Source organism: Succinivibrio dextrinosolvens DSM 3072, from assembly GCF_900167015.1.
In the GTDB taxonomy this organism is placed as follows: Bacteria; Pseudomonadota; Gammaproteobacteria; order Enterobacterales; family Succinivibrionaceae; genus Succinivibrio; species Succinivibrio dextrinosolvens.
The window spans coordinates 1-15,422 of record NZ_FUXX01000019.1 but is presented as its reverse complement, the minus strand read 5'-3'; the positions used below and the strand labels follow the sequence as shown (position 1 = coordinate 15,422).

The window sequence follows — 15,422 nt, the reverse complement described above, 5'->3', positions numbered from 1 at the left end:
TTATCTTATTTTGTGAAATGATTAGGGATGCTTTCTCTGAAGTCTCTTGGTGAAGCCCCCTTGAATCTGCGGAATAGCTTGGTAAAGTAACAAGGATCCTTAAAACCACATCTTGAAGCAACTTCGTTGATACTGTCTGTTGATATTGCCAGTTCAATGGCTGCAGCTTCAATTCTGAACATATTTACAAATTCCATTGGTCTCAGATCTGTAAGTTCTTTGAAGAACTTGCAGAAATACTTTTCTGAAAGCTCAACTGCATTTGCCAGTTCCTCTAAAGTGACTTCTCTGCGGTAGTTATCGCAGATATATTTATAGATGACTGTAGATTTAATATAGTACTTGTAGTATCTGTTAACCTGATCTCGGTCGTAGATTTTACAGTTATCTAATTTTGTTGCTTCACCGAATAACTCGAGTACTTTTGCTGTTGCCATTATGCTTGCGCACATATCATTTGAGTTAACGACTCTGGTCAGCTGTTCTGCAACTTCGGTTATAGATTTGTTGTCTTTGTTGTTGTAGTAAAGGCTGATTTCGATCTGATGAGTCATAATCTTTTTTATAAGGGAATAATGACTCTGACTTAAATCAAACAGTTCGCGAAGACTAAAAGCTACGGATTCGAATTTTGTTCCTTTTTCAAGAGGATAAAGAGCATGAACACAGTTTTCTGGAACAATTGAGCAATCACCTTTTTTTAGCACAAAAGGATTTGAGTTTATGGAAATACTTACACTTCCTTCTATAACACGGAATAACTGTTGACCTTCATGGTAGTGAAATGGAACAACAAAATCATCTTCATCACTGTCATATTTGAAATATGTAAATGGTGTATCAATTGTGCGTTCTTTTACTGCAATAGGTAATTTTAGTGTCATTTTTATATTCTTAATAATATTTGTCTAATAATGTGAGAAATTATAAAACAATGAAAGTTAGTTTTTTAGAATTTTTTACAAAAGGTGTTTTTTTATATTCATTATTATGAATTTTGTCGCATTTTTTGTATATTATATTGGTAATCCATTATTAAATGGCATTTTTTAGGCTATATATTTCTATGATATAAATATCAAATCTGAAAGCCTCTCTGATTTTGTCTTACTTTTTTTATATTTTTATTGTACAAAATAACATTTTTTGTATGGTTATTTTATAAAAAAATTACACTCATTTATATAAAAGTGAATATTGTAAAATTATATTTAATCAAATTTGTTCAACTACATGATCAGCCTAATATGATAAAATTACAGCAGATTTTTACTGGAAATGATTTATGTACGGAATATTAGATAGATACGTCGGAAAAAATATTGTTTTATCTGTAATCTTGGTTTCAGTCTGTCTTACTCTTTTTGCAGGTCTGATTAATCTGATTGATGCCCTTAGATATATAGGTCGAGGTGACATTGATTTTGGTTTTGTTCTAATTTATGTCTGTTACAGACTTCCTATTGTTTTTGTTCAGTTTTTCCCTGTATCAATTCTGATCGGCGGTGTTATCGGTCTTGGAATGATGGCTCGAAATTCTGAAATTATCATTCTCCAGTCGATAGGTCTTTCAAAACTTAATATTGGTATTTCATGTGTTAAAAGTCTGATTCCCGTAATTATGGTTGTAATAGCTGTCTCAGAGATGGCTGTTCCAAAACTGGATAAACATGCGGAGGATGAATACTATCGACGTGCCTCTGCTTCAACAGGTGTTTCCGTAACTTCAAGTGGCGCCTGGATAAAAGAAGGAAATATGTTTATCGGTATCTGTGCCATGATTAACAGAAAGACAATTGCAGGTGTTGCCAAGTATGAATATGAAGGAACAAAGCTTAAGTCTTTTTCTCGTGCCGCTACAGGTAACTATATTGATAACCAGTGGGTTATGAATGATGTTGTTGAGCAGGTTATCAACGAAGATGGCGTTACTTATAATAAATATAAGACTCAGGTATGGCCTTTAAGTGTTAATCTGGAGCGTATTGAAATTCTTAATGAAATCTCTGATAAGCTTTCTGTGGTTCAGCTTCATGACTATATAAACTATATAGAACAGAACGGCGTTGATTCCTCAAGATACAGACTTTCTTTCTATAACAAGCTTCTTTCTCCTATTATTATGCTTGTAATGCTTTTACTGGCTTTATCTACAATCTTTGGCCCTCTGAGATCCATGAATATGGGTACCAGAATACTGTCTGGTATTGCATTGGGTTTTGGATATTATGTTTTAAATCAGATTGTTGCTCCTTTTTCAATTGTATATGGTGTTCCTCCAATTTTAGGAGCAACTTTTGCTACAGTTGTTTTTCTTGGATTAGCTATTTATCTGCTAAAAAGAAAGTCGTAACTACAAATTAAATATACTGGCAGCCTTTTCTGCTTTTTTTCTTAGTAAAATCATATTGAAAAGGCTGATCTTTTCATGTAATATTAACGAGTTGTTTTACTACCAAACACAATTCTCATTTCTTTCAAGCCGAAGTGGCGGAATTGGTAGACGCAGCGGATTCAAAATCCGCCGCCCTTAAAAGCGTATGGGTTCGAGTCCCATCTTCGGCACCAGAATCTTATTTAAAATCAATAAGTTAAATGTTTTCTTTGCGGGATGTAGGACGATAGGTGCTTTTGTCCACATCGTCCATAATTCAGCTTTTTTTCTTTTGAATTAGATTTTGTTCGCTCTAAGAGCTTCTTCAAGGGCATATGTCAGCTGATCTGCACATGAGGTCCCCTTGTTTCTGCATTCATTGCCTCTTAATAATTCAATGATTTCTTTCGCATCCTTTCCAAGAACAAGTTTGCGGATTGCTTTAAGATTACCGTCGCAACCTCCAAGGAAATTCACATCTTCAATGGTATTTTCCTTTAGCTGAACGAAGATTTTCTTACAGCAGGTGCCGTGAGTTATATATTCAAACATTTAGTTTCCTAGTCAATTGATGTAATGACTTCTTCATAATTTAATCGAGATTTAGGTCTATCGGCATTAGAATCATTTTCTGCACGATAACCAAGGGCAACGATCATAACAGATTTTAAATTCTTATTCTTTAGATTTAGAATTTCATCTGTTTTATCGAAGTCCATTCCTTCAATAGGAGTGCTATCAATTCCTTTTGATGCTGCAGCATATAGTAGGGCAGTCATTGCAATGTAAGTCTGCTTTGCTGTCCACTGAGTGAAATCTCCTAGATCCTCGTGCATACGAGCAAAGATTTTTCTGTGTGAATCAACAGCATCTCTGATTTCTGCTTTAGGATATCTTCCATCTGCATCTTCTTTTTGTGTAATTGCACTTAGCTCCTGGTCAGTCATTTTTGTTTTTGAACAAAGAACAACAAAGTGAGAGCAATCCTGAATTCTAGGAATATTGAAATCAGGAATTGCCTTTAGAATTTTTTCCTTTGCGCTTTGTGAAGAGCCTACATAGAAGTGCCAAGGCTGAATATTTACGGCTGAAGGGGCTAGTCTAACTACTTCCAGTAATTCATTTATATCTCTATCTGAAATTTTTCTTGTTGGATTATAGTGTTTTGTTGTGTAGCGTTGCTTTGATATATCAAGAAAATCCATTTTAATCTCCAATATTTGGTGAAAATAATAGCAATAATTTTTGATATTTTATTACAAATTTATTCAGAATTTTTAGAATGCAATGACACAAATTATTAGTTTTTTTGAGGAATATCACTATTTACTGTAAACGTTTTCATAAATTGATCTGATTCTGTTTATAATGACTCTGCTTTGTATGTAATAAGTAAAAAAATATAGTGTACGAGAAAAATAATATAAGGAATACAAAATGAGCGAGCAGTATTCAGTTAATCCAAAACTGGAAACAATATCAAATACTAAGGGCATGTCTGTAACTATTATGGACTGGGGCGCAACAGTTATTTCCTGCAAGGTACCTGTTAAGAATGAAACTTCCCGTGAAGTTGTTTTAGGCTTAAAGGATCCTGCAGACTGGTCAAAGCAGAGCTGCTTTTTCAATGCAACTATTGGCAGATTTGCAAATAGAATTGCAAATTCAGAATTTGAAATTGATGGAAAGAAATACAAGTTAAATTCTGGCGCTAAACACTGTCTTCATGGCGGTGTTGACGGTTTTGACAAGAGACGTTTCACCTTACAGTCAAAATCAGCTAATTCTTTAACCTACACTTTACATTCTCCTGATGGAGATATGGGCTTCCCAGGAAACTTTGATTTAACTGTCGTTTACACTGTATCAGAGGAAAATGAGTTAAAGATAGAGTACGTTGGTAAGTGTGATGCTAAGTGTTATGCATGTATCACCAATCATTCATACTTTAATCTGAACGGTTTTAACAGTTCTGTTATGAACCATACTGTAAAGATGGATTCAACAGAATTCCTTCCTTTAGATGATACCTCTATTCCTACAGGAGAGGTGAGAAAGGTTGCTGGTGGTGCTTTTGATTTTACTTCAGAGAAAACATTAGCTCGCGATTTTAGAAAGGATGATCAGATGACTGCTGCTTTAGGATATGATCACCCATTCCTAATCAAGGGAGATATCACAAAGCCTTTCATTAAGCTGACTTCAGATGACAGAAAGCTTTCAATGGAGATGTATACTGATTATCCTGCATTCCAGATGTACACTGGAAACTATGTAAATCAGGGAGATAGTGCTATTCCTGCAAGAGATAATGGTGAAATCTATAAGGATCAGTGTGCTGTATGTATTGAGCCTGAATTCTATCCAGATTGCCCTCATTTACCACAGTTTGCTGACTTAAACCCAATTGTTACACCAGAAAAGCCTCTGGTTAAAACAATTGTTTATAAATTTAACTAATAAATATCAATACAGGATCCATTTCAACCAAAGGATCCTGTAAAATGTGTGTCCAAATCAGAGGTAAAAAAAATGGTTTTGGACATATATTTCTTCATAATCGTCTGTCCACTTGTTTTTCTTGCAGGTTTTATTGATGCTGTGGGCGGTGGTGGCGGATTTATTTCTCTTCCTGCGTATCTTTTATCTGGACTCCCTCCTCATACAGCTTTGGGTACGAATAAGCTGTCAAGTACAATGGGAACCTTCCTTGCAACGTTAAGATATGCAAAACTAGGTTATATTCGTTATAAAGACGCAGCTGTTGCTGTTATTTTCGCGGTTTCAGGTTCATATCTGGGGGCAAAGTTAGCTCTATGGATCCCTGATACTCAGCTGAAAATAACAATTATGATTGTTCTTCCTTTAACCGCAATTTATCTTCTCAAATACAGAAAAGTCGGTGAACCTGATCAGACAAAGTACAGCAGGTTATATGTTCTTTCAACCTGTGCCTTGATTGCCTTTTCTGTGGGAATATATGATGGTCTTTATGGTCCGGGAACCGGAACGTTCCTGTTACTTGGGTTCTGTGTTTTTGCTAAATACTCTGTTCAGAACGCAAATGGTTTAACAAAGGCCATTAATCTGACCACAAATATAGCTGCACTATCTGTGTTTCTGAGTCATGGTTCAGTAATTATCTATATGGGATTTATTGCTGGATTATTTAATATTGCAGGAAACTATGTAGGCTGTTCATTCTTTGTTAGAAAAGGAATGAAAGGAACTAAGCTGATAATGTTACTGGTGATAGTTCTATTTGAAGCTAAGCTTTGCTGGGATTTTATCTCGTAAATAAATAAAATCAGCACCGTAAAATGGTGCTGATTCAGATTTCAACTATTCAGTTCCGTGAGCCATCCATGCCGGCATCTTTGACTCATATTCACTGATTTCCTTCTGATGCTGTAAAGTCAGGGAAATTGCATCCAGACCTTCAAGCATACAGTGTCTGCGGAACGGATCCAAATCGAATGTAAAGTTCAAGTTATCACAGGTTACTGTCATATCTTCAAGTGAAATTGTAATCTCTGTTCCTGGTTTCTTATCCAGAACCTTAAAGATTTCATCTACTTCATCAGCTGTAAGCTTAACTGGAAGTAGTCCGTTTCCCAAGGAATTATTGTAGAAAATATCTGCAAAAGATGGTGCTATTACAGCTCTGAAACCATAACCCATCAATGCCCAAGGAGCATGCTCTCTTGAGGAGCCATTTCCAAAATTGTCACGGGCAACAAGAATACTTGCTCCTTTAAATTCAGGCTTATTCAAATTAAAGTCTGGATTTGGCTGTTTTTCTGCATCATCCAGATATCTCCAGTCATGGAAAAGATGTGCTCCGAAGCCATTTCTGTCCACAGCAAGAAGAAACTGTTTAGGGATAATCTGATCTGTATCGATGTTTGCTGAGTCTAATGGAACTGCAACACCTGTGTGAACCGTAAATTTCTGCATTCTTACTGTCTCCTAGATGAACTCTCTTACGTCAGCTAATGCACCTTTGATAGCACAAGCTGCAGCTGTTGCCGGACTCATAAGGTGTGTTCTTGATCCTTTTCCCTGTCTGCCTACAAAGTTTCTGTTTGAAGTTGAAGCAACTCTAATTCCAGAAGGAGCCTTATCATCATTCATAGCAAGACACATTGAGCAGCCAGGCTGTCTCCATTCGAAACCAGCCTCAATAAAGATTTTATCAAGACCTTCTGCTTCTGCCTGTCTCTTTACCCATCCTGAGCCTGGAACCGCAATAGCAAGCTGGATGTTTGGAGCGATCTTGTGGCCTTTCAGAATCTTGGCAGCTTCTCTGAAGTCTTCAAGTCTTCCATTTGTACATGAACCGATGAAGACGTAGTCAACAGGTGTACCAATCAGCTTATCTCCACTCTTAAGTCCGATATACTCAAGAGCACTGCTGCATGATTTAGCTACAACAGGATCAGAGTAATCTGAAGGTGATGGTACAGTTGATGTAATTGCAGCACCCTGACCAGGATTGGTTCCCCAGGTAACAAATGGTTCTAGTGCCGATGCATCCAGAGTAACTTCTTTATCAAAGATAGCATCATCATCTGACTTTAAGGTCTTCCAGTACTCAACTGCTTTATCAAATTCCTCTCCCTTAGGAGAAAACATTCTGCCCTTAAGGTATTCAAAGGTTGTTTCATCCGGAGCAATCATTCCTGCTTTAGCTCCGAATTCAATTGCCATATTAGACAGAGTCATTCTACCTTCCATGGACAGAGCTCTTACAGCTTCACCGCAGAATTCAACTGCATAACCGGTTCCTCCTGCAGTAGTAAGCTTTGCAATAATAGCCAGAATCAGATCCTTTGCATAAACACCTTTTTTCAGTGTACCGGTGCAGTTGATCTTCATGGTTTTCAGGCGCCCCTGCTTTAGAGTCTGAGTTGCCATAACATGCTCAACTTCTGATGTTCCTATACCAAATGCAAGTGCACCAAATGCTCCGTGGGTTGCTGTGTGAGAGTCACCGCAAACTAAGGTTGTTCCTGGAAGGGTAAATCCAGTCTGAGGCCCAATAATATGAACCACCCCCTGATTATCATCTCCAAAACCGAAGAATTTAACTCCGAATTTCTCTGTGTTTCTCATAAGAGCTCGGATCTGTTCCTGAGCCATTGGAGAACAGGCCTCTATAGTCTGCTCTTTTGTGGAGATATCATGATCCATGGTTGCAAGATGCAGATCTGGTCTGTGAAGCTTTCTTCCGGAGTTTTCTATTCCTGAGAATGCCTGAGGTGAAGTTACTTCATGGACAAGCTGTCTGTCTATATATAAGGTTGGCAGCTCTCCTTCCTGTTCAAAGACTATGTGGCTGTCGTAAACCTTCTGATAAAGTGTTTTTCCCATTTTATGAAACCTATGTGTTCTAATAACTGTAGTCAGATATTATTTGTTTATCTCTTCGGCGATTCTGCTACCCATATCTGATGTTGACTGTGCTGGGAAAGGAGATGCTCCACTTTCCATTAGATCAGATGTTAGATAGCCGTTCTTAAGAACCTTTGCTACAGCATCTTCGATACACTGTGCAGCATCATATTCCTTTAATGAGTAACGAAGCATCAGTGCTGCAGAAAGAATCTGGGCAACAGGGTTGGCAATATTTTTTCCTGCGATATCAGGAGCAGAGCCGCCGGCTGGTTCATATAGACCAAATCCGCCTTCGCCTAAGGATGCTGATGGCAGCATTCCCATTGAACCGGTAATCATTGCGCATTCATCTGATAGAATATCGCCAAACATATTTGAGCATAGCATTACGTCAAACTGGGATGGAGCTTTGACAAGCTGCATTGTTGCGTTATCAACATAGATATGCTCAAGCTCAACATCAGGGTAGTCCTTTGCAATCTCGTTTACAATCTCTCTCCATAGAACTGAACTCTGAAGTACATTTGACTTATCTACAGAGGTAACTTTCTTTCTTCTTAAACGAGCTGCTTCAAATGCAATTTTTGCAATTCTTTCAATCTCGAAACGGTGATAGATCTCAGTATCAAACGCTTTTTCCTGAGGACCTGTTCCTTCGCGGCCTTTAGGCTGACCAAAATAGATGCCGCCAGTTAGCTCTCTTACGCAGAGCATGTCAAAACCACGCATTGCAATATCTGCTCTTAATGGAGAAAGAGAACCTAAGCCCTGATAAATCTTTGCTGGTCTGAAATTACAGAATAAAGAGAATTCCTTTCTTAAAGGAAGTAGTGCTCCTGCCTCTGGTCTCTGTGAATTTGGAAGGTGATTCCACTTAGGACCACCAACTGAACCGAATAAGATTGCGTCTGCCCATTTACATGCTGCCATTGTTTGTTCAGGAAGAGGAGTTCCGCATTCGTCAATAGCGCAGCCACCAACTAGTTCTTTTTTGTACTCAAGAGTGAATCCATACTTCTTCTGAACTGCATCAAGAACTTTCAGTGCTTCTGCCATGACCTCCGGGCCAATTCCATCTCCTGCTAAAACTGCAATCTTATAATTGTTAGCCATTTTTATACGTTCTCCTTTTCGTTCTTCTCTTCTTTTACCAGCTGAGCTCTGTAAATACTGTTACATGCTGAAATCAATGCCAATGCTGAGGATTCAATTACGTCGGTTGATAGTCCCTTTCCATGATAGTGACATCCATCGTAAATAACATCGACGTCAACCTGACCCTGAGCATTCATTCCTGAGCCTTTTGCTGAGATTACAAAATTATCAAGCTGAAGTTTGATTCCTGTCAGTCTTGCAATACAGTTGAACACTGCATCAATAGGTCCGTTACCTGTTCCAGAATCTGTTCTGGTTCTTTTACCGATTTTCAATCTTACAGTTGCTGTAGGAATAATATTTTTTCCGCCAGATAGCACTGTCAGATTATCCAGTTCAAACTGTGATTCCTCTTCCTGTTCGTGAGAAAGGAACAGTAGAGCTTCAAGATCGTAGTCAAATACCTGGCCTTTTCTGTCTGCCAGCTTTAAGAATCTTGAATAGACATCATCAAGATTGTATGAGTTTTCTCTGTAACCAAGTTTTTCTAATACAGCCTTGATCATATGTCTGCCAGATCTTGCAGTCATATGCATGTTGTTTTCTTTAAAGCCTACGCTCTGAGGAGTTAAGATTTCATAGGTGCTCTTGTTCTTCAGTACACCGTCCTGATGGATTCCTGAACTGTGGGCAAATGCATTTGAACCCACGATTGCCTTGTGACTAGGAACTGGTTCATTAGTAATTCCAGATACAACCTGAGATGCTCTGGCGATATTTTCTGTAACAATATTGGTGTATACCCCATGCATATACTGCTCGCGCAGTTTCATTGCCATTACAACTTCTTCTAAAGAGGTATTACCAGCTCTTTCACCTAAACCGTTAACAGTACATTCAATCTGTCTTGCACCTTCCATTACGGCAGAAAGAGAATTTGCAGTAGCCATGCCCAAATCGTTGTGGCAGTGTACTGATATCACAGCCTGATCAATGTTTGGAACTCTGTTGAACAGTGTTTTTATGATTGAACCAAATTCATATGGAAGGGTGTAGCCCACAGTATCAGGAATATTAATAGTTGTTGCTCCTGCCTTGATAGCATTTTCAACCATTCTGCATAGATGATCTATCGGAGTTCTACCGGCATCTTCACATGAGAATTCAACATCATCTGTATAGTTTCTTGCGCGTTTAACAGCTCTTACAGCCATTTCAACGACATCATCAAATCCTTTTTTCAGTTTGTCTTTTACATGGACATCTGAAGTTGCGATAAAGGTATGGATTCTATAATGATCTGTTTCGTGCAGAGCATCTCGACAGGCATCAATGTCCTTATCTAAAGCTCGTGAAAGACCACAGATTGTTGAATTCTTGATAGTTCTTCCGATTTCTCTTACAGACTGAAGATCACCTGGGGATGAAATTGGGAATCCTGCTTCAATAACGTCTACACCAAGCTGCTCAAGACAGAGTGCTATCTGGAGTTTCTGTTTCGCTGTCAGTGATTGCTGAAGTGCCTGCTCTCCATCTCTTAGTGTGGTGTCAAAAATAATGACTCGGTTTTTGTCTGATATTCCCATATTACCGTTCCTTATTTTGCAAAACTTGATAATTTTGAAAAAAATTAGATTAAACGCTGTATCGTATTTTTGACATCATAACACCGTAATATTGCAATTCAATAAGTTTTCACAAAATTTAATTATTAAAAATATTAATATACTGAAATATAACGAAAAAGAATTGCAATATTGATTTATTATGTAATATTTTAGTGCATGGTTATGTTTGCAAAATATATGTTTTTTGTAAAACTTCAATAAGGAAAATGTATATTTTATTCTTTTACAAAATATGATGATTTTGCAATTGAAACCGAATGGATAAATAATAAATCTATTAATCAATATGTTAGATTTTTGCGTATAATTAAATGAATAAAATATTGCAACACAGCTCACATTTTAAGTATAATTGCACGATTAGTTTTGAGGCGTGTCTATTTTTCTTTTCTTGAGCCGCGGGTTTTTGGCTCATTTGCGTGTATCTGTATAGTATTTTCAGATTTGTTAATCTATAGGTCATATAGATCATATCGTTAAGAAGGGACGCTCCTCTTTTATCGGAGCAAAAATGTCAGAGTTAATTGAAAAAAATATCGCTACCACTGTTGGCGGCGACGAGAGTTTATTGGTTTCACAGTCAGAAGAATCTATCGTTACTTTCGATGATTTAGGTTTAAGCAAAGAAGTTCTTCGTGCTGTACATGATTTAGGATTTGAATCTCCTACTCCTATTCAGGAAAGATCAATTCCAGTTGTTTTATCCGGTAAGGATATGATTGGACAGGCACAGACTGGTACTGGTAAGACAGCTGCATTCTCATTACCTATTCTTTCAAGAATCGACTGCAAGAAAAGCTGTATTCAGGCTTTAATTTTAGAGCCAACCCGTGAGCTTGCAATTCAGTCAGCAGAAGCTTGTCAGAGTTTTTCAAAGTATATTAAAGATTTTAGAGTTGCACCTATCTACGGTGGAGCTTCATATGAAAACCAGATCAGAACACTAAGACACGGTGCTCAGGTTGTTGTTGCTACCCCTGGTAGACTTATCGATCTGATTGAGAGAGGTAAGGTTGATTTATCTAGCCTTTCATTCATGGTTATCGATGAAGCTGACGAAATGTTAAGAATGGGCTTTATTGACGATGTTGACTGGATTTTGAGCAATACTCCTGATTCAAGACAGACCGTTCTTTTTTCAGCAACAATGCCTCCTGTTATTGCGAAGATTGCAAAGAATCACTTAACAGAGCCTGTTGACGTAAGAATTGAGTCAAAGACAACTACTGCTACTACAGTTCACCAGAGATACTGGATTGCATCAGGTGCACATAAGATTGATGCAATGACTCGTATTCTTGAGGTTGAGAATTACGATGCAGTTATTGTTTTCGTAAGAACCAAGACTGATGCAGAAGATGTTTCTAACAAGCTTATGGCTCGTGGTCTTGCCTGTGCAGCTCTTCATGGAGATATTCCTCAGCGTCAGCGTGAGAAGATTATTGACAGATTGAAGGCAGGTCATCTAGATATCATTATTGCAACAGACGTTGCTGCACGTGGTCTTGATGTTGATAGAATTACCCACGTATTCAACTATGATATTCCTTATGATGCAGAGTCATATGTTCATCGTATCGGTAGAACAGGTCGTGCCGGCAGAACTGGTGAAGCAATTCTGTTCGTTTCACCCCGTGAGAGAAGAGCTCTACGTCTAATTGAACGCGTAACCGGTCAGAAGATTGAGCCAATGCAGATGCCTTCTGTTGCAGATGTTAATAAGGCTCGTCTTGAGAACTTCAAAAATCAGGTTATGGAGACAATTGCAGAGGGTAATCTTGAGATGTACGAAGAGGTTATCTCTGAACTTCTGTCTGATGATTCTATCGAAGTTGAAACTCTATGTGCTGCACTTGCCAAGATGGTTCAGAAAGATGGAACCCTGTTATTAGATGATTCAAAGCCAGAACCTCGCATGAGAACCTTTGATGATGATAATTATTCTGAAAGAGGTCAGAGAAGAGGTCTTCCATCAGCTGAAGCTGCTCCATTACGTGAGTATCCTGATATGGCAATGGTTCGTTTTAGAGTTGCTGTTGGTAGAAAGGATGGTGTAAAACCTGGTCAGATTGTTGGTGCAATTGCTAATGAGGGTAACATCGAGTCTAAGTTTATCGGTGAAATCTCAATTTTCGACACCTTTACTACTGTTGATCTTCCTGATGGAATGCCAAAAGATACAATGCATATTCTTGCTCAGGCAAGAGTTTGCGGCAGACCTTTAGATCTCCGTTTATATACTGCAGAACCACCTCGTTCTCGTGGTAACAGAGATAGAAACAGAAAGAATGATCGTTTTGGTGATGACAAGTTTGATCGTCAGGGCCGTCATTCAGGAAAGGATTTTAGAAAATTTGAAGGTGGCTCAAGAGGCTCTCGTTCTGATAGAAGAGAACGCTTGGATTTCGGTTCTGATAGAGGCCGTTTAAAGCGTGGCGATAAAGGCTCTAAGTCAGGCTTTAGATCTTCATTCTCTGGTAGAAGAGAAGGTTTCTAAAGCAATAAAAAATCCCACGTAAGTGGGATTTATGAATTCTTAAGAAAAGGCCGTAAGGCCTTTTTTATTAGCCGATTCTCTTTAGTTTTGCCATGTAGAAACCATCAAAGCCTGATGATGGCATAATATGCTTGTCTTCGACAAGTTCAAATTTCCCCTGATTGTTCTCAAGGAATTTCTCGATTTGCTTTTCATTTTCAGATGGCATGATTGAGCATGTTGAGTAAATAACATAACCACCAACCTTTGCCATCTTGCTGTATCTTTCAAGAATGTCTGCCTGAACATCTCTAAGCTCTTTTAGATGCTCTCTTCCATCTCTCCACTTTGAATCTGGCATTCTTCTGATTACACCGGTTCCAGAACAAGGTGCATCGATTAGAACCTTATCTGCAGATTCAACCATTCTCTTGATAACCTTTGTTGAATCGATAAGTCTAGGCTCAATATTAAATGCTCCTGCTCTCTTAGCTCTCTTTTTCAGATCTTCAAGCTTCCAGGCTTCAGTATCCATTGCGATAATTACGCCTTTGCCTTCCATTGAAGCTGCTAACTGAAGTGTCTTGCCGCCTGAACCGGCACATGCATCGATAACCCTTTCTCCGCTCTTTGCATCAACAAACTGACCGATAAGCTGAGAACCTGCATCCTGCTGTTCGAATAAACCTTCCTTAAAGGCTTTTGTTCTGAATAAAGCAGAATTGGAGGTTACTTCCAATGCTAATGGTACGCCTCCGACTGATTTGGTAACAACACCTTCATCAGATAGTTTATGAGCTAGTTCATCACGTGTACCCTTAATGGTGTTTGTTCTGATGAATCTGTGTGACTCTCCTCCTAATGCTTTACGTTCCTCGTCCCATTTAGATTTCAGTTCAGAGTATCCAAGTTCCTGTAGCCATAGAGGACATCCATCATTGTATAGAGGATCGTCTTTTGCTTCTGCGATGCGCTTTTTCAGGCCTCTGCGATCAAATCCCTCTTCACCTTCAAGTTCTGGAAGAGGCCAGTCTTTGTACGCGCAGTATGCGAATGTTAATCTGCCAACATGACGTTCAAAATCAGAAGGACGCTTTAAGTTAGAAACGAATGCAAACAGAGATAATCTTGAGAACATGAAGTTTATCTGTTTAATCAGGAATCCCTGTTCTACAGGATCAATTTTTACTTTGTTGAACCAGAATGCATATGCTCTGTCCAGAGAGTTGTGCATTACAAGAACATCCTCAAGAATTGAGGTTACAAGTCTTAGCTGGAACTCAGAAAAACCTTTGCGTTTTACGTGTTCTGTATGAGCCTGAGTGTCAGCCAGTCTGCTTTCTTCTCTGAATTTGAATTTATCTGAATTTCTTGGTTTGAAAGCTGTTCTTTTGTTATCGCTGTTTCTTGAAAAATCTTTTTTACCAGAGAATTTTCTGTCTTTTTTAAATTCGGTCTGATTATCCTTTTGGTTATTTGAGTGTGCTACTGGTTTATTCTTATTTTTATAATGTGCAGACTGTTTTCTGCTATCTTTCTTTTCAAATGTCATAATGACCTCTCAATTATTTAGCACGCTTTGTTTTTTTTAGTCCGTAACCTGATTCCTTTAGCGTAAAACCTTCTCTGTTTATCCAAACATCAAGTCCGTTCCGTACATTGCCTGCTACTATTGCAGCTGCAGCACTTGCACTTTGAAACTTAAGATCTTTTGCGAAAACAAAACAGTTATTTATCGGATCTAATTCTAAAGTCCCGTCAGAAAGCAAATCTTCTCTAATATTGCTGATGTTTTGTGGTACTGAATCGACTGGCTGAAGAACAGCCTGAGAACCTTTTAAAACTACAAAATGAGGCTTGCTTCGAGTTCCTTCGGGATAACCTTTTGCACTTATGTTTCTGATACTGAATGTATAAATCTCGTGAGCACCTAAAGGAGCGGTATTTTTTATAAGCTCACGTAAGGCAATCAGCTGGTTATATACGTTGATTGGCAAAATAGCGTGTGTTTTTTTGCCATGAAGATCTGTTATAAAACTTACTTCTTTTTCTGCCATAAATAGATGCTGATTATTACTTCTTTATTTATGACAATTTTAACATAGAAAAGAGGGTGACTAAAAAGGTCGCCCTCTATTTTTACCTAAATTTTGTGGTTTTATTAACATTATTGATAATATTTTTATATTAAAACTTTATCTATTTCCTTGATATACAAAGTTAATATACTATACTTAATAATATAAAGAGTTATATTATTGGTAATATCGTTATGGATAAAGAAGATCTTTTCAAACCCTATATTCAAGATGATTTAGCCTTACTTCCTCCTTGTATTGGTGATTTTATCTCCCCTTCAGATCCCGTCAGACTCGTAAGTACAATTGTTGATAAACTTGATATCTCCAATATTCTTAAAGATTACAAAGGTGGTGGCACTACCAGTTATCAT

The 15,422-nt window shown here is 38.0% G+C and carries 13 protein-coding genes, 1 tRNA gene and 1 pseudogene; 6 read left to right on the top strand and 9 right to left on the bottom strand.

What is annotated here, in order from left to right:
- Positions 1-5: 5 nt before the first annotated feature.
- On the bottom strand, positions 6-884 hold the full coding sequence (locus B5D46_RS06440) for a helix-turn-helix domain-containing protein (RefSeq protein ID WP_078928766.1): 879 nt from the start codon (positions 882-884) through the stop codon (positions 6-8).
- 401 nt (positions 885-1,285) lie between these two features.
- Between B5D46_RS06440 and lptG the strand changes: the two genes are divergently transcribed.
- A complete protein-coding gene (lptG, locus tag B5D46_RS06435; protein ID WP_078928765.1) occupies positions 1,286-2,353 on the top strand; it encodes an LPS export ABC transporter permease LptG in 1,068 nt (355 codons plus the stop codon).
- 128 nt (positions 2,354-2,481) lie between these two features.
- Positions 2,482-2,568 (top strand) — tRNA-Leu (locus B5D46_RS06430).
- Between the two features lie 103 nt (positions 2,569-2,671).
- On the opposite strand, the gene B5D46_RS06425 is transcribed toward B5D46_RS06430, so the two are convergent.
- Positions 2,672-2,926 (bottom strand): TIGR03905 family TSCPD domain-containing protein, encoded by a 255-nt coding sequence (locus B5D46_RS06425; RefSeq protein ID WP_078928764.1) that lies wholly within the window; start codon positions 2,924-2,926, stop codon positions 2,672-2,674.
- Between the two features lie 8 nt (positions 2,927-2,934).
- Positions 2,935-3,579 (bottom strand): oxygen-insensitive NAD(P)H nitroreductase, encoded by a 645-nt coding sequence (nfsB, locus tag B5D46_RS06420; protein WP_078928763.1) that lies wholly within the window; start codon positions 3,577-3,579, stop codon positions 2,935-2,937.
- Between the two features lie 232 nt (positions 3,580-3,811).
- Between nfsB and B5D46_RS06415 the strand changes: the two genes are divergently transcribed.
- The gene (locus B5D46_RS06415; protein WP_051639572.1) at positions 3,812-4,834 is read left to right on the top strand and encodes an aldose epimerase family protein; all 1,023 of its coding nucleotides are present in this window, start codon (positions 3,812-3,814) and stop codon (positions 4,832-4,834) included.
- A 72-nt stretch (positions 4,835-4,906) separates the two neighbouring features.
- Complete coding sequence (locus tag B5D46_RS06410; RefSeq protein ID WP_078928788.1) at positions 4,907-5,671, top strand: sulfite exporter TauE/SafE family protein; 765 nt, start codon at positions 4,907-4,909, stop codon at positions 5,669-5,671.
- Between the two features lie 45 nt (positions 5,672-5,716).
- On the opposite strand, the gene leuD is transcribed toward B5D46_RS06410, so the two are convergent.
- From leuD to leuA, 4 genes are read right to left on the bottom strand one after another with little or no spacing between them, the layout of a single operon-like run.
- Complete coding sequence (gene leuD, locus B5D46_RS06405) at positions 5,717-6,331, bottom strand: 3-isopropylmalate dehydratase small subunit (protein ID WP_078928762.1); 615 nt, start codon at positions 6,329-6,331, stop codon at positions 5,717-5,719.
- A 12-nt stretch (positions 6,332-6,343) separates the two neighbouring features.
- The gene (leuC, locus tag B5D46_RS06400) at positions 6,344-7,747 is read right to left on the bottom strand and encodes a 3-isopropylmalate dehydratase large subunit (protein WP_078928761.1); all 1,404 of its coding nucleotides are present in this window, start codon (positions 7,745-7,747) and stop codon (positions 6,344-6,346) included.
- A gap of 39 nt (positions 7,748-7,786) precedes the next feature.
- Complete coding sequence (gene leuB / locus B5D46_RS06395) at positions 7,787-8,884, bottom strand: 3-isopropylmalate dehydrogenase (RefSeq protein WP_078928760.1); 1,098 nt, start codon at positions 8,882-8,884, stop codon at positions 7,787-7,789.
- Positions 8,885-8,886: 2 nt separating this feature from the next.
- Positions 8,887-10,452, bottom strand: a complete 1,566-nt coding sequence (gene leuA / locus B5D46_RS06390; RefSeq protein ID WP_078928759.1) for a 2-isopropylmalate synthase — start codon at positions 10,450-10,452, stop codon at positions 8,887-8,889.
- Positions 10,453-11,005: 553 nt separating this feature from the next.
- Between leuA and B5D46_RS06385 the strand changes: the two genes are divergently transcribed.
- Positions 11,006-12,991, top strand: a complete 1,986-nt coding sequence (locus B5D46_RS06385) for a DEAD/DEAH box helicase (RefSeq protein WP_078928758.1) — start codon at positions 11,006-11,008, stop codon at positions 12,989-12,991.
- A 67-nt stretch (positions 12,992-13,058) separates the two neighbouring features.
- On the opposite strand, the gene B5D46_RS06380 is transcribed toward B5D46_RS06385, so the two are convergent.
- Together B5D46_RS06380 and B5D46_RS06375 are read right to left on the bottom strand one after the other, a co-directional pair.
- Positions 13,059-14,522 carry an RsmB/NOP family class I SAM-dependent RNA methyltransferase gene (locus tag B5D46_RS06380; RefSeq protein WP_078928757.1) on the bottom strand — a complete coding sequence of 488 codons (1,464 nt, stop codon included), beginning with the start codon at positions 14,520-14,522 and terminating at the stop codon, positions 13,059-13,061.
- 13 nt (positions 14,523-14,535) lie between these two features.
- The gene (locus B5D46_RS06375) at positions 14,536-15,027 is read right to left on the bottom strand and encodes a DUF4357 domain-containing protein (RefSeq protein WP_031492371.1); all 492 of its coding nucleotides are present in this window, start codon (positions 15,025-15,027) and stop codon (positions 14,536-14,538) included.
- 215 nt (positions 15,028-15,242) lie between these two features.
- On the opposite strand from B5D46_RS06375, the pseudogene B5D46_RS06370 reads away from it, so the two are divergent.
- A pseudogene (locus B5D46_RS06370) lies at positions 15,243-15,422 on the top strand (hypothetical protein); the annotation flags it as partial.

Excerpts from the sequence above, each read along its gene's own strand:
- leuA (WP_078928759.1), bottom strand. The coding sequence starts at position 10,452 with ATGGGAATATCAGACAAAAACCGAGTCATTATTTTTGACACCACACTA.
- B5D46_RS06440 (WP_078928766.1), bottom strand. The coding sequence starts at position 884 with ATGACACTAAAATTACCTATTGCAGTAAAAGAACGCACAATTGATACA.
- B5D46_RS06375 (WP_031492371.1), bottom strand. The coding sequence starts at position 15,027 with ATGGCAGAAAAAGAAGTAAGTTTTATAACAGATCTTCATGGCAAAAAA.
- B5D46_RS06415 (WP_051639572.1), top strand. The coding sequence starts at position 3,812 with ATGAGCGAGCAGTATTCAGTTAATCCAAAACTGGAAACAATATCAAAT.
- B5D46_RS06410 (WP_078928788.1), top strand. The coding sequence starts at position 4,907 with ATGGTTTTGGACATATATTTCTTCATAATCGTCTGTCCACTTGTTTTT.
- B5D46_RS06380 (WP_078928757.1), bottom strand. The coding sequence starts at position 14,522 with ATGACATTTGAAAAGAAAGATAGCAGAAAACAGTCTGCACATTATAAA.
- B5D46_RS06385 (WP_078928758.1), top strand. The coding sequence starts at position 11,006 with ATGTCAGAGTTAATTGAAAAAAATATCGCTACCACTGTTGGCGGCGAC.
- leuD (WP_078928762.1), bottom strand. The coding sequence starts at position 6,331 with ATGCAGAAATTTACGGTTCACACAGGTGTTGCAGTTCCATTAGACTCA.
- leuB (WP_078928760.1), bottom strand. The coding sequence starts at position 8,884 with ATGGCTAACAATTATAAGATTGCAGTTTTAGCAGGAGATGGAATTGGC.
- leuC (WP_078928761.1), bottom strand. The coding sequence starts at position 7,747 with ATGGGAAAAACACTTTATCAGAAGGTTTACGACAGCCACATAGTCTTT.
- nfsB (WP_078928763.1), bottom strand. The coding sequence starts at position 3,579 with ATGGATTTTCTTGATATATCAAAGCAACGCTACACAACAAAACACTAT.
- lptG (WP_078928765.1), top strand. The coding sequence starts at position 1,286 with ATGTACGGAATATTAGATAGATACGTCGGAAAAAATATTGTTTTATCT.
- B5D46_RS06425 (WP_078928764.1), bottom strand. The coding sequence starts at position 2,926 with ATGTTTGAATATATAACTCACGGCACCTGCTGTAAGAAAATCTTCGTT.